The organism is Streptomyces sp. NPDC096310, assembly GCF_044763125.1.
In the GTDB taxonomy this organism is placed as follows: domain Bacteria; phylum Actinomycetota; class Actinomycetes; order Streptomycetales; family Streptomycetaceae; genus Streptomyces.
This window is the reverse complement of the sequence record NZ_JBIWFO010000003.1, coordinates 223,831-237,782: the sequence shown is the minus strand read 5'-3', so window position 1 is coordinate 237,782 and position 13,952 is coordinate 223,831. Positions and strand designations below refer to the sequence as shown.

Sequence of the window (13,952 nt, the reverse complement as noted above, 5' to 3'; positions counted from 1 at the left end):
GCGCGCCCATGGCTTCACCACCTGAGAACACCACGGAAAGAGCACCAAATCGGTCCATACGCAGACGCTCTCTGCTGCTGGGTACGGCCGTGCTGGGCGCCGCGGGGGCGCTCGGCGCCGCCGGATGCAGCCGGGTTCCGACCGGGGACACCCTCGCCCGGCTGAAATCGCAGCGTACGGTGCGGCTGGGTATCGCGGGCGAGGCACCGTACGGGTACATCAACGACCAGGGTGATTTCACGGGCGAGGCGGTGGAACTCGCGAAAATCATCTTCAAGCGGCTCGGTATCGGTTCCGTACAGCCTGTAGCGACCGACTTCTCCTCGCTGATACCCGGTCTCAACTCGCAGCAGTTCGATGTCGTCTCGGCCGGGATGTACATCAACGCGGACCGGTGCAAGCAGGTCATTTTCGCCGATCCCGAGTATCAGATGCTGGATTCCTTCATCGTGCGCAAGGGAAATCCGAAGAAGCTGCTCTCCTATCAGGACGTCGTGCGCACCAAGGCGAAACTCGCCACGGGAACCGGCTACGCGGAGATCGATTACGCGAAGGCCGCCGGGATACCCGAGAACGAGATCGTCATTCTCCAGGACCCGGTCGCCGGGCTGAACGCCGTCGAATCCGGCCGGGTCGACGTCTTCGCCGGTACGGCGCTGACCGGGCGCGAAGTGGTCAAGAACAGCCGCAAGGCCGAGGCGACCGAGCCGTTCGCCCCGCTCGTGGACGGCGAGAAGAAGGTCGACGGCGGCGGTTTCGCTTTCCGCCCCACCGATTCCGGTCTGCGGGACGCCTTCAACGTCGAGATCCACAAGATGAAGAAGAGCGGCGAACTGTTCCGGGTTCTCAAGCCGTTCGGCTTCGCCGAGTCGGAGATGACCACGCTGACGGCTAAGGAGCTGTGCGCATGACAGCCGGCCTCTGGACCCACTGGGTGCTCCCCGGTGTCTGGATCACCGTTCAGCTCACGCTGTACAGCGCGGCGCTGGCCACCTTCGTGGCATTCGCCGTGGGAACGGCCCGTACGCACCGTTCGCGCACCGTCCGTTTCCTCGCCGGCTTCTACACGGAGATCTTCCGCGGCACGTCGGCGCTGGTGCTGATGTTCTGGCTGTTCTTCGTGATGCCCGGCCTGTTCGGCTGGGCCCTCGTCCCGATGTGGGCCGCCGTGCTGGCGCTGGGCCTGTCGTACGGGGCGTACGGCGCCGAGGTCGTGCGCGGCGCCCTGAACTCCGTGGTGCCCGCGCAACGCGAGGCGGGTATCGCCCTCAACTTCACGCCGTGGCAGCGGATGCGGCTCATCCTGCTCCCCCAGGCGATACCGGAGATGATCCCGCCGTTCTGCAATCTCCTCGTCGAACTGCTGAAGGGCACGGCGCTGGTCTCACTGCTCGGGGTGGCCGATGTGTCGTTCGCCGCCTATCTGGTGCGGCTGGCCACACAGGAGAGCGCGCAGATCTACTCGGTCACCCTGGTCATCTATTTCGTGCTCGCGTTCGTCCTCACGCGCGGCATGAAGGCACTTGAGCGGAAGACGAAGGCCGGAATCGGCATCACCATGACACCGGGTACCCCGGGCACACCGGGAGGCACCCGATGAACAGTTGGGACTGGTCCGCCGTCGCGGACTTCATGCCACGATTCTGGGACGGGCTGCTCCTCACCCTTCAGGTCCTTGTCGTGGGTTCGCTCCTCTCCTTCACTCTCGGTCTGGTCTGGGCGATCGGATTCCGGGCGCCGACGCGTCTGATCCGCTGGCCCGTCCATGTCTTCACCGAATTCATCCGGAACACCCCGCTGCTCGTGCAGCTCTTTTTCTTCTTCTTCGTCCTGCCCGAGTGGGGTGTGCAGTTCTCCGGGCTGACGACCGGCACGCTCGCGATCGGGCTGCACTATTCGACGTACACCGCGCAGGTCTACCGGGCCGGAATCGACGCGGTGCCCGCCGGGCAGTGGGAGGCGGCCACCGCGCTCAGTCTGCCCGTCGGCCGGACGTGGATCGCGGTGATCCTGCCGCAGGCGATCCGGCGCATCGTGCCGGCGCTGGGCAATTACGTCATCTCGATGCTGAAGGACACCCCGCTGCTCGCCGGGATCAGTGTGCTGGAAATGCTCCAGCAGTCCCGGCTGGAGAGCGCGGCCACCTTCCAGTACACCGAACCGCTGACCGTGGTCGGTGTCGCCTTCATTCTCATCGCCTATCCGGCTTCTCTTCTCATGCGAGCCCTGGAGCGTCGTCTTGTCCGCTGACAGCATTCCCCCGAGCACCGAGAAAACCACGGCGGACACCGAGCTGATCCGCTTCGAGAACGTCACGAAGAGATTCGGGACGAACACCGTCCTGGACAACCTCTGTTTCTCCGTACAGCCGGGGAAGCACGTCACCCTGGTCGGCCCGTCAGGATCGGGCAAGACGACGATCCTGCGGCTGCTGATGACGCTGGTCGAACCCGACGAGGGCATCATCACCGTCAACGGCGACAAGCTGTTCCCCGCGGGCCGGAAGCATGTACGCGAGGTGCGGAAGAACATCGGCATGGTCTTCCAGCAGTTCAATCTCTTCCCCAACATGAACGTCCTGCGCAATGTCACCGAGGCGCCGGTCCGGGTCCTCGGGCTCGGCAAGGACGAGGCCGAGGAGCGCGGCCGTGAACTGCTCGACCTCGTCGGGCTCGGCGACCGCTGCGGAGCGAAGCCGACCCAGCTCTCGGGCGGGCAGCAGCAGCGTGTGGCGATCGCCCGCGCGCTGGCGATGCGGCCGCGGATCCTGCTGCTGGACGAGGTGACCTCGGCGCTCGACCCGGAGCTGGTCGCCGGAGTCCTGGACGTACTGCGGGACATCGCCCGCACGACGGACATCACGATGCTCTGCGTGACGCACGAGATGAACTTCGCCCGGGACATCTCCGACGACGTGATGATGTTCGACGCGGGGAAGGTCATCGAGTCCGGACCGCCGGAGAAGATCTTCACGGATCCGGAGCACGAGCGTACGCGTGAGTTCCTCGGCGCGGTGCTCTGATTGCGCCCGGCGCACGCCCGGCGCACACACGGATCGGGTCCGGACCGCCCTGACCTGCGCGGCAGCCTCACACCCTGTTGAAGAACTACGCCTCTGGCATATGCCAGAGTGGCGCGGCCCAGTACAGAGCCCTGGGCCGCGCCGAATTCGCCGGCAACCGCTGCCCTTTTCCCCATCCTTGACGGTTATCGTGGTGGTGAGCTTGCGGTAACAACCTGCCAAGGGGGGACCGTGGTGCTGAAGCCGGAGCCGACCGCCCCGTTCCATTCGGTGCGGTACGTGCTGCGTGTGCTGGAGACGGTGTCCCGGTACGGCGGCGGCGTGACCGCGGCCCGCATAGCCAGCGAGAGCGGGTTGCCGGCCGGACATCTCGCGCCGCTGCTCGCCATGTTGCGCCGCGAGGGGTACGTGGAGCAGGCAGCGGACGGCGCCTATGTGATCGGCGACTCGCTGACCCTGCTCGGCTCGGGCAGCGACCGGGCGCAGGTCCTCGAAACACGGCTCCAGGACACCCTGGCCGAGCTGCGCGACGCGATCGGCGCGGCCATCTACGTCAGCCGCTACGTCGACGGCGAAATCAAGATCACCCAAGTCTCCGAGGGCCCCCTCACCCCCGCTGTCAACGAGTACGTCGACTTCCGCACCACGGCCCACGCGAGCGCGATCGGCAAGTGCCTGATGAGCCAGCTCGACCACGGCGGCCGCAAGGAACATCTCGCCCGCCACAAGATCGCGCGATTCACGTCCCGCACGATCACCAACGAGCGGCTGCTGCTCTCCCGGCTGGACGGCCATCCACCCACCGTCCCCGTACTGGATCTCCAGGAGTACGCGGTCGGCACGGTCTGCGCGGCCGTCCCGCTGACGGCGGGCTCCGCGGTCGGGTGCCTCGCGCTCTCCCTCCCGCTCGAACACGCGCACCGGCTGCGCGCGGCGGCGGAGTCGCTGAACCGCGGGGCGGCCCCGGTGGCGCTGGCCCTGACGATCTAGAGCTTGCCGTGTGGGCCCGCCCCCCGTCGGGGCGCTGGTTCCGAGCACCCCGGAGCACCGGGTATTATTTTTGAGTCAGCAGGCGCCGCTAGCTCAGTTGGTTAGAGCAGCTGACTCTTAATCAGCGGGTCCGGGGTTCGAGTCCCTGGCGGCGCACCGGCACAGGAAGGCCCCTCGCGCGAGCGGGGGGCCTTCCTCGCGTCCTGACGTGGGGATCAGTGCGGGATCAAGGCGGGTACAGGTCGAGATCGGAGCGAGATCAGGCCGGAGGACCGGCCCGGGCCGGACCGGGATCCGGCGAGGTCAGGCCGGATCGGGGCGGGTCAGGCCGCGCCCTTCGCGCCGCCGCCCTTCTGTCCGTCCACGCCGAAGATGTCCACCGCGTGGTAGTACGTCCACGCCGTCGCGTCGCAGGACGTCTTCTGCGCGCCGGAGTACGCGGAGCACACACGCTTCAGGTCCGCGTAGAACGCGGAGTCGAGCCGGGCCTTGTTGGCTTCGAACTGACCGGCCGCCTTGTAGTTGCGGTAGCCGAAGTCATGGCGGGCACAGGAGGTCTGGAAGGGGAAGCCGAACGGGTTGTCGGGCGAGGACGAGCAGTAGTCCGTGGACCAGTCGAAGGCGTACGACGACCAGGCGCCCTGGTTGCCGCGGGCCGTGACCCAGGAGTTGTAGCTTGCCGCGCTCTCCTGGGTCCAACTGCTGAGCACCTGCGGCTTGTCGGCCGGCGCGGCGGTGGCCTGAGTGGCCGTCAGGAGAGCGGTGGGGAGGGCGAGTACTGCTGCGGCGAGAGGAAGTGCCAGACGTCTGCGCATGACGGAAAACCTCCGGGCATATGGGGGGAGACGCTCCCTGACCGAGGTGACAAGGAGCGCCCACAGCGTGAACTCCCCGGCCGTCGCACGGGTCTACGCGCGATGACCGTTACGGGAATGGTCCCCCAATTCCAGCCATCGGAAAACCCCTGCGGCGCACTCACGTGCCTTGGGAGCGACGCGTGTTGACGGTCCGTCCGGTCCGTCCGCACCTGCCCGGTTGATGCGGGTCCGGTGACGCCGTACTCCCAAGGCCGTGACGAGAGAGCCGTGCTGACTGGCCGTCAGATCAGAACTGGACGTCCGAGCAGGCGTAGAAGGCGTTCGACGTGTCCGCGATCGTCCAGACCGCCAGGATCATGTGCCGCCCCGACTTCGACGGGAGGTTACCCGAGTGCGAGAGCGTGGCGGGCGGCTGCTGGTTGTTGTACGGCACCGTCAGGAAGGGCTGGGTGTCCAGCGCCGCGCGGGTGAGCGGCTGGGAGGGGTTCCAGCCGTCCTTGGTGATGTAGTAGCGGAAGTCGGTCGTCGCGTGCCGGGCCGTGAACTGCCAGCGGAAGGTGTGGCTCTGACCGCTCGTCAGCTTGGTGGTGGGCCACCCCGTACCGCCGCGCGCGTCGTCGAGCTGCGCGAACTGGCCGTTGCCGCCCGAGCAGATCTTGCCGTCGGCGGGACCGGCCGCCGGGAAGCCCTTGGGCCCCTCGACGCTCTGCGGTTCCCACTGGATGTTGCCGCAGTTGGCGACCGTTCCGTTGGCACAGAGCTTCTGCCGGCTGATCGGTGAGTCGGTGTAGCCATGGCTGCTGGCGCTGCCGGTGGCGAGCAGGGTGACGGCGGTGACGGCGAGGCCGACGACGGCCGCGCCCATCTTCTTTCGCATGCTTCGCTCCAGAGAACGTGGGGGAGTTCGGTGAGCCGTGCCGCACGCGCGCGCAGACAGAGAACGACGGTTGGTCTGGACCAAGTCCCAGAGTATGGAGGAATTTTGATCGTGTCCATATCAACTACACAACCCGGTCCAGACCAATCGACCGGCCTCCGGGGCGCTCACAGCCGCTCCCCGACCCCCTGCCGGCCCGTGTAGAACGCGACGGTGAGGTCCTTCACCAGGGCCTTGCGCTCGTAGTCGTCCAGTTCGACCAGACCGCGCGTCGTCAGCCGGCGCACCGTGTCGTCCACCGCGTCCACCACCGACGTCAGTACGGAGTCCCGGTGTCTGGCGTCGATCGCGGCGATCCGGCTGCGCTGCATCGCCGCGGCGATCTCCGGCGCGTACTCGATCCGCGTCGGCTGCGCCGAGAAGACCTCGACGCCGACGGGCCGCCCCTCCGCCGACAGCATCCGGGTCAGCGCGTCCCCGACCGCCTCCGCGTTGCGCAGGGTCGGCGCCTCCCCGTGGAACGCGTCGGCGGGAAGCTGCGAGAGCACCCGCGCCATCGCGGCCTCGACCTGCTCCCGCAGATACTCCTCATGGTCCTGGACGCCGAGGGCCGCCCGTACGGTGTCCCGCACCCGCCAGACGACGAGGACGACGACGCGCAGCGCCGTACCGTTCGAGTCGACGGCGGGCATCGGCTCGCTGCGCCAGTGCCGCAGCCGTACGTCCACCCGGCGGCGCAGCAGCAACGGGCTCACCCACAGCAGTCCGGTACGGCGCACGCTCCCCCGGTAGTCACCGAAGAGCGTCAGCACCCACGCCTGGCCGGCCCGGCCACGGCCGAGCCCGCCGAAGGCGAAGAGCGCGACCGTCACGCCGAGCCCGAGCAGCGCCCATTCCCTGGCCCTGACGCCGTCGTACGGGAACGAGGGCAGCCGCAGCGCCTCGGTCACCTGGGCCGGCAGCATCCCGGCCCACCAGGCCACGGCCGCGCAGCCGAGCAGCGCGGCGAGGCCGACGACGACGGCGGACCAGCCGGGCAGGGCGGGGCCCGGCCGCTCGGTGAGGTGCGGGTCGCAGGACGGCGCGGCGCGCGCGGGGACGACGGGCACCGGGACAGGCGCCGGCACCCGCCGGATCCGGGGCTGCTCACCCGTACCGAGCCGGCGCCCGACGACGGTGGGCCTGGCCGGTCCTCCGGGAGCAGGTGGCGCCTCGGCCTCGTCGCGGAAGAGCAGATGAACGGGGATCTCGTGGGTGGCCTCGCCGACGATGAGCGGGCTCCAGCGGGGACGCTCACCGGACCGCGCGGGACGCGCCGACCGTACGGAGACCCCGCTGCCCCGCCCGAAGGCACCGGGCTCCAGGTCGAGCACGGGGCGCGGGTCCGGCGCGGCGACGTCCACCGGGCCGGACCAGGACGGACCGGCGGCGGGGGGCGGGGTCGTGGAGGCCACGGTCATGGAGGTCACGGGGGGCGCGGGGGACGTTGGGGCTGGTGGGTTCGATGGGGATGCCGGAACCACTGAGGCGCCCAGTACCTCCGGTGGCACTGGGGTCTCCGGTGGCACTGGGATCTCCAGGGTTGCCGGGGTGTCTGGGGTGTAAGGGGTTGTCGGGGCCTCCGGTGCCGCCGAGGTGTCCGGGCCTGCCGGTTCCTCCGAGGCCACCGGGGCGGATGGGGTCACCAAAGTCTCTGGAGCCTCCGGAGCCACGGCGTTCCCCGGAGCCACGGCGGCGACCTGCACGCCCCCGAAGCCGGCGGCCCCCTCGGGCCCCTCGGGCAACTCGGCCCTCTCCAGCAGCTCAAGCCTCTCGATCTCCCCAGCCACCCCCGGACCCTCAGCCCTCTCAGCCCTCTCAGCCCCCTCAGCCCCCTCAGCCCCCTCAGCCCTCTCAGTCCCCCCTGTCCCCTCTGTCCCTTCAGGCGTCGGCTCGGGCTCGGGTGCGGGCTCGGGGCGTACCGTGAACAGCCCTCGCAGGCCGTCCTCGTCGTCGTTCGGTTGCGGGGTGGTCGTCGTCGTCATCGTCACCGTCATCCTCGTGTCCGTCATGCGAAGAGTCGCCGCCAGGTCGCCGGGCCCGGGTAGCCGTCCGCCTCGGCGCCGCGCCAGCCCTGGGCCCGCTGGAACGCCTCGACGTTGCGCCGGTCGGCCTCCGTCCACCGCGTCCCCGGCCCCGTGGTGTAGTGCCGGCCGAAGCCCCGCTTCACGAGCTGCCTGCCGAGCTGGAGCACGTACGGGTTGGTCGCGCCGGGCCGGAAGTACGCGGTCCCGGGGAACGCCGGGGTCTTCGGCGCCTGCGGCTTCGCGCTGCCGCCGGCCGGGATGTTCTTCCCCAGGCCCTTCACCAGATACCGCCAGGTCCCCGGCCCCGGCAGCCCGTCCGCCGCCCCGCCGCGCCAGCCCTGCGCGAGCTGGAACGCCTGGGTGGCCCGCCGGTCCGCCTCGCCCCACCGGGACCCCGGCCCCCGGGCGTAGAAGCGCTTGCCGCCGCGCTCCACCAGCATCCGGCCGAGCTGGGTGACGTACTTGTTGTCGGCACCGGGCCCGAAGGCGTGCGTCCCGGGGTACGTGGCGGACGCGCCGCCCGTGGTCCCCTTGTCGTCGGCGCTCTCGATCACGCCCTTGTAGCGGTACGGGATGTAGCGGGTGGAGTTGTCCCAGTACGCCATGGGCGTGGACTGGACGCGGGTGTGCGGTTTGGTCTGTTCGTACGCCATGTAGTGGGTGTGCGTGTAGTCGGTCCAGCCGCCGAAGAGCGTGACGTGCGACCCCTTGTTCGGGTCGGCCGGGTTGTGGAAGAGGAGCATGTCGCCGGGTTGCAGCTCCTCGCGCTCGATCCGTACGCCGAACTCCGCGAGGCTGCCCGTCCATTCGTTGCCCGCGAGGTTCCAGGCCATCGACACATAGCCGGAGCAGTCCTGGCGGTACCCGTCCGACCAGTACTTCTCCATGCTGTACGGCACCTTCGCGTTCACCCACAGCTTGGCGCGGTTGATGATCGCGGCGCGGGTGGACATACGGGGCTCCGCCGTCGGCCGGTCCGCGCCGGGGCCCGGCAGGGGCCGTCCGTGGAGGGGCCCGCTGCTTCCCTGCGGGGTCTCCGGGCCGGGGTCGAAGGCCGTCCGGGCCGCCGCGCCCGCGGCGCGCGCCGGCTCCGCCCCCGCCACGCCGAGCGCGACCCCGGCGGCGGTCATCAGGACCAGCGCCCGCCGGGCGCCGTGCGCCGCCGGGTGGCCGCCGGACCGTACGGGCAGACCTTTGGCCAGATCACGCCGCCGCTCGGCGCACCCGGCGCAGGGACAGTCGAGAGCGGGTTCGTACTCCTCGAAGACCGGAACGGTCATGCGATCCCCTCCACACTCATCCTCATCAAGAAATCCCGTCGGACACTTCAGATTCTTCAGACTCTTCAGACACTTCGGACGCCGCGAGCACCCGTGAACGCCGCGAGTGCCGCGAACTCTTCTTTCCAGATGTTTCAGCCCCGCCGCACGGGCGTCAGAGTGTTAACTGTCTGGACAAATCGCATTTTGACGGATCGAAGGTAAGAAAAGACAATCCGACAGGCCGCAACAGCCATCAAATGGTCGGAGCCACTCCTTCCCGTCCGGTAGAGTTCTCCAGGTCAGCAGGCGCCGCTAGCTCAGTTGGTTAGAGCAGCTGACTCTTAATCAGCGGGTCCGGGGTTCGAGTCCCTGGCGGCGCACGCACAGTGAAGCCCCCTCACTCCAAGTGAGGGGGCTTCACTCATTCCCACGCCGGCCGACGACTCACGGAAACCCGCCAATCCTGGCGGCTGCTCGCCATCGCATCCATCACACCGAGCACACAAATCGCCTGGATGAGCAGCTATCAGCTCTTCTCTCCCTTGCGATCCGGACGATGGTCGGACAACCTATCCTCAACTCATCGCCATCAAAGGAACACGTGATCCGCACAGTTGTGTGCGGCGCGCCGGACAGTTCCCGCGACGGCGATGCGGCGGGGCGGGGGCCCGTGCGGACACGGACACGGCTTGCGCGGTGCCGCCGGCGACATCACGCAACCGGGTCGGCCGTGTTTCCGGACAGAAGGAGACACGGGCCGCGAGGCACACGCCCGGAGCGACGGCCAGGGGCCACTCCGGACAGAACATCCGGGCATCCGGACGAAAACTCGATCCATCACGCAGTACGTGTGCGTGCGGGGGGGGATGACTCATGACGTCGACGCCAGACGGCCCGGCCGGTGACCGGCAGGAGACCGACGCGTCCCGGACCACCCAGCTCCGCATACCCTCGCACCTCAGAAGGGCCGGACAGCAGCGGTCCCGGCCGGCGAGGAACGTCCTGCCGAAGTACGACTACGAGCACTACAGCCGCCTCGCCGGGCCGCTGACCAGGCCCGACGCGGACAAACCGTACACGGTGCAGTACCGCTCGCTGCTCTCCCAGGAGACGCACCGCATCCGGGCCGCCCTGCTGCTCGGCGCGGCGCCGCTGCTCTCGCTCGGCCTCTTCGTCTGGCTGATGCAGCCACAGCACTGGACCGAGCGCGACCCCAACCTGAAGAACGACACGCTTCTCGTTCTCGACATCGTGATGCTGGTCTCGATCGGACTGATCGAGCTGTTCCGCACGATGAATGTCCTCTCGAACGCGCACGCGACGCTGGTGGCGCGCGACCCGATACCCGTCGTGCCCGAGGGCGGTACGCGCGTGGCCTTCCTCACCTCCTTCGTGCCGGGCAAGGAGCCCCTGGAGATGGTGACGAAGACCCTGGAGGCCGCGGTCCGGATCCGGCACCGCGGCGTGATGCACGTCTGGCTGCTCGACGAGGGCGACGACCCGGCGGTCAAGGAGGTCTGTGCCCGGCTCGGCGTGCGCCACTTCTCCCGCAAGGGCATCGCGAAGTGGAACCAGCCCAAGGGCGCGCACCGCGCCAAGACGAAGCACGGCAACTACAACGCCTGGCTGGACGCGCACGGCGACGACTACGACTACTTCGCCTCCGTCGACACCGATCACGTACCGATGCCCAACTACCTGGAGCGGATGCTCGGTTACTTCCGCGACCCGGACGTGGGCTTCGTCATCGGCCCGCAGGTGTACGGAAACTACGACTCGTTCGTCACGAAGGCCGCCGAGTCGCAGCAGTTCCTCTTCCACGCGCTGATCCAGCGCGCGGGCAACCGCTACGGCGCCCCCATGTTCGTCGGTACGAGCAACGCCGTCCGGATCAGGGCGCTCAAGCAGATCGGCGGGCTGTACGACTCCATCACGGAGGACATGGCGACCGGCTTCGAGATGCACCGCCACCGCAACCCCGAGTCGGGCAACAAGTGGCGCTCCGTCTACACGCCCGACGTGCTGGCCGTGGGCGAGGGCCCGTCCGCCTGGACGGACTTCTTCACCCAGCAGCTCCGCTGGTCGCGCGGTACGTACGAGACGATCCTCAAGCAGTACTGGAAGGGCTTCTCCTCGCTGCCCCCGGGCAAGCTCTTCAACTACACGATGATGATCATCTTCTACCCGATGTCGGCCCTCAACTGGATCCTGGCCGCGCTGAGCTGCGCGCTCTTCCTGGGCATGGGCGCCTCGGGTGTGCAGATCGACCCGGCGATCTGGATGATGCTGTACGGGAACGCCTCGGCCCTCCAGATCGGCCTCTACATCTGGAACCGCCGCCACAACGTCTCGCCGCACGAGCCGGAGGGCTCCGGCGGGCTGGCGGGGATGGCGATGTCGGCCATGTCGGCGCCGCTGTACGCCCGTTCGCTGATGGACGCCGTACTGCGCCGTAAGAGCAGCTTCGTGGTCACCCCGAAGGGCGACTCGTCCAGCCCGGACACGCTCTTCGGCACGTTCCGGGTGCACTTCTTCTTCATCCTGGTCTTCGGCGGTTCGATGATCGCGTCGTTCGTCTTCGGGCACGACCATCCGGCGATGCTGACGTGGGCGACACTGGCGATGCTGATCACGGCGGCGCCGGTCTTCATCTGGTGGTGGTCCCTGCGCCAGGAGAAGCGCGCGAGGCGCAGGCGCGGCTCACATCGCGGCAGGCGCGGTTCCGGAGGCCCGGGGGCGCCCGCGCCCGCGACGGCAGGCGCGAACGCGCACCACCAGGCCGTACCCCCGCTCGGCCGTACGGCGCCTCTCGACCGTACGGCGCCACTCCCGCAGATCCCGCACCAGGCGGCACCCACACCCACACCGGCACCGGCACCCGCAGAACCCACCGCACAGACAGCACGGATTTCCCTTGGGGGACGTAAGAAATGAGCGCGATTCCCGTCCGGCAGAACCACCGCAGGAACCGGGCCAGGCGTATCGCGATCGGCGCCGCGGTCGTCGTCGCCGTGGCCGGGTTCAACGGGCCCGCGCTCTACCGCTTCGGCTCGGCGCAGTACCACGAGTACAAGATCAACCGCCCGGACTACAAGGCGGCGAACGGCCATTGGGACTTCCTGGACGTCCCGGCCAAGTTCCGGATCAACTCCATCCACGCCTCGCTGCTGCACACCGGCAAGGTGCTGCTGATCGCCGGCTCGGGGAACAACCAGAAGAACTTCGACGCGGGCACGTTCGAGTCGATCCTCTGGGACCCGGTGACCGACGCGTACAAGAAGATCCCCACCCCCAAGGACCTGTTCTGCTCCGGGCACTCCCAGTTGCCCGACGGGAAGCTGCTCATAGCCGGCGGTACGAAGCGGTACGAGAAGCTGAAGGGCGACGTCACCAAGGCGGGCGGCCTGATGGTCGTCCACAACGAGGACCCGGACAAGCCGATCACCCTGCCCGCGGGCACGGTGTTCACCGGCAAGGAGAACGGCAAGACCTTCGTCTCCAAGGACCCGATCCTGGTGGAGAAGGCCACGAAGGTCTTCGACGAGACCACCGGCGCGTATCTGCGCAACGATCCCGGTCTGGGCCGTGTCTACGTCGAGGCCCGCGAGTCCGGCGCGAAGTACGAGACCGGCGCCGAGGACAACTACCGGGTGCACGGCATGAAGGGCTCCGATGCCCGCAACGTGTACGGCATCGGACAGAAGCTCGCGCTCGACAAGAAGGACTTCCAGGGGATCAAGGAAGCGTACGAGTTCGACCCTGTCGCGGAGAAGTACATCAGCGTCGACCCGATGAACGAGGCCCGCTGGTACCCCACGCTGACCACGCTCCAGGACGGCAAGGTCCTGGCGCTCTCGGGGCTCGACGAGATCGGCCAGCTCGTCCCCGGCAAGAACGAGATCTACGACCCGAAGACGCGGACCTGGAAGTACACCGGGGACATCCAGAAGTTCCCCACCTACCCCGCGGTCTTCCTGATGGACAACGGGAAGCTCTTCTACAGCGGCTCCAACTCCGGGTACGGGCCCGCCGATGTCGGCCGTGACCCGGGGATCTGGGACCTGAAGACCAACAAGTTCGACAAGATCCCCGGACTGAGCGACCCGGACCGGATGGAGACCTCGGCGACGGTGATGCTGCCGCCCGCCCAGGACCAGAAGTTCATGGTGATCGGCGGCGGCGGGGTCGGCGAGTCGGAGGAGTCCAGCGACAAGTCCCGGCTGGTCGACCTGAAGGAGGCCGACCCGCGCTTCAAGGACGGCCCGACCCTGGAGCGGGGCACCCGCTACCCGAGCGCGTCCCTGCTCCCCGACGACAGCGTGCTGGTCACGGGCGGCTCCGAGGACTACCGGGGGCGCGGCGGCTCGAACGTACTCCAGGCACGGAGGTACGACCCGGCCTCCGACACGTACACGCGGATGGCCGACCCGAAGGTGGGCCGCAACTACCACTCCGGCTCCCTGCTGCTGCCGGACGGCCGCGTCATGATCTTCGGTTCGGACTCGCTCTACGCGGACAAGGCCAACACCAAGCCGGGCGTCTTCGAGCAGCGCATCGAGATCTACACGCCGCCGTACCTCTACCGGGACGCGAACGCCCGGCCGGAGGTCACGGACGGGCCGAAGGCGGTGAAGCGCGGCGGCTCCGCGGCCTTCAAGGTGAAGGACCCGGGCGCGGTCACGACGGCGAAGCTGATGCGGCCGAGCGCGGTCACCCACGTCACCGACGTCGAACAGCGCACGGTGGCACTGGACTTCAAGAAGACGGCGGACGGCGTCGAGGTCACGGTGCCGAAGAACAGCGCGCTGGTGCCGTCGGGGTGGTACATGCTCTTCGTGACGGACGGGGAGGGCACGCCGTCGAAGGCGGTGTGGGTGGAGGTCGAGTAGCGGCTCCCGTGGCCAGGGCGGGGGCGTG

General features: G+C 68.6%; 11 protein-coding genes and 2 tRNA genes. 9 read left to right on the top strand and 4 right to left on the bottom strand.

What is annotated here, in order from left to right; genetic code table 11:
- The first annotated feature begins 8 nt into the window (after positions 1-8).
- The 6 genes from ehuB to ACIQ7D_RS09350 all read left to right on the top strand — a co-directional run bounded on the left by ehuB (position 9) and on the right by ACIQ7D_RS09350 (position 4,168).
- A complete protein-coding gene (gene ehuB / locus ACIQ7D_RS09375) occupies positions 9-911 on the top strand; it encodes an ectoine/hydroxyectoine ABC transporter substrate-binding protein EhuB (RefSeq protein WP_403935482.1) in 903 nt (300 codons plus the stop codon).
- Entirely contained in the window at positions 908-1,600 is a 693-nt protein-coding gene (gene ehuC / locus ACIQ7D_RS09370; RefSeq protein WP_403935480.1) for an ectoine/hydroxyectoine ABC transporter permease subunit EhuC, read from the top strand. Before ehuB ends, ehuC begins: the two co-directional genes overlap by 4 nt.
- A complete protein-coding gene (gene ehuD, locus ACIQ7D_RS09365; RefSeq protein WP_384994378.1) occupies positions 1,597-2,250 on the top strand; it encodes an ectoine/hydroxyectoine ABC transporter permease subunit EhuD in 654 nt (217 codons plus the stop codon). The genes ehuC and ehuD overlap by 4 nt, the downstream gene beginning before the upstream one ends.
- On the top strand, positions 2,240-3,022 hold the full coding sequence (locus tag ACIQ7D_RS09360; RefSeq protein ID WP_403935478.1) for an amino acid ABC transporter ATP-binding protein: 783 nt from the start codon (positions 2,240-2,242) through the stop codon (positions 3,020-3,022). Before ehuD ends, ACIQ7D_RS09360 begins: the two co-directional genes overlap by 11 nt.
- Positions 3,023-3,253: 231 nt before the next feature.
- A complete protein-coding gene (locus ACIQ7D_RS09355) occupies positions 3,254-4,012 on the top strand; it encodes an IclR family transcriptional regulator (RefSeq protein WP_403935476.1) in 759 nt (252 codons plus the stop codon).
- Positions 4,013-4,094: 82 nt separating this feature from the next.
- Positions 4,095-4,168: transfer RNA gene (locus tag ACIQ7D_RS09350), tRNA-Lys, on the top strand.
- Between the two features lie 167 nt (positions 4,169-4,335).
- Here the strand turns inward: ACIQ7D_RS09350 and ACIQ7D_RS09345 are convergent.
- The 4 genes from ACIQ7D_RS09345 to ACIQ7D_RS09330 all read right to left on the bottom strand — a co-directional run bounded on the left by ACIQ7D_RS09345 (position 4,336) and on the right by ACIQ7D_RS09330 (position 9,053).
- On the bottom strand, positions 4,336-4,827 hold the full coding sequence (locus ACIQ7D_RS09345) for a phospholipase (protein ID WP_403935474.1): 492 nt from the start codon (positions 4,825-4,827) through the stop codon (positions 4,336-4,338).
- Between the two features lie 289 nt (positions 4,828-5,116).
- Positions 5,117-5,707 (bottom strand): lytic polysaccharide monooxygenase, encoded by a 591-nt coding sequence (locus tag ACIQ7D_RS09340; protein WP_403935472.1) that lies wholly within the window; start codon positions 5,705-5,707, stop codon positions 5,117-5,119.
- Between the two features lie 167 nt (positions 5,708-5,874).
- The gene (locus ACIQ7D_RS09335) at positions 5,875-7,167 is read right to left on the bottom strand and encodes an SPFH domain-containing protein (protein ID WP_403935470.1); all 1,293 of its coding nucleotides are present in this window, start codon (positions 7,165-7,167) and stop codon (positions 5,875-5,877) included.
- 587 nt (positions 7,168-7,754) lie between these two features.
- Entirely contained in the window at positions 7,755-9,053 is a 1,299-nt protein-coding gene (locus tag ACIQ7D_RS09330; protein ID WP_403935468.1) for a peptidoglycan-binding protein, read from the bottom strand.
- Between the two features lie 288 nt (positions 9,054-9,341).
- Between ACIQ7D_RS09330 and ACIQ7D_RS09325 the strand changes: the two genes are divergently transcribed.
- The 3 genes from ACIQ7D_RS09325 (at position 9,342) to ACIQ7D_RS09315 (ending at position 13,924) form a co-directional block, all read left to right on the top strand.
- Positions 9,342-9,415 (top strand) — tRNA-Lys (locus ACIQ7D_RS09325).
- Between the two features lie 493 nt (positions 9,416-9,908).
- Positions 9,909-11,969 (top strand): glycosyltransferase family 2 protein, encoded by a 2,061-nt coding sequence (locus tag ACIQ7D_RS09320; RefSeq protein ID WP_403935466.1) that lies wholly within the window; start codon positions 9,909-9,911, stop codon positions 11,967-11,969.
- On the top strand, positions 11,966-13,924 hold the full coding sequence (locus tag ACIQ7D_RS09315; RefSeq protein WP_403935464.1) for a galactose oxidase-like domain-containing protein: 1,959 nt from the start codon (positions 11,966-11,968) through the stop codon (positions 13,922-13,924). Before ACIQ7D_RS09320 ends, ACIQ7D_RS09315 begins: the two co-directional genes overlap by 4 nt.
- Positions 13,925-13,952 lie beyond the last annotated feature (28 nt).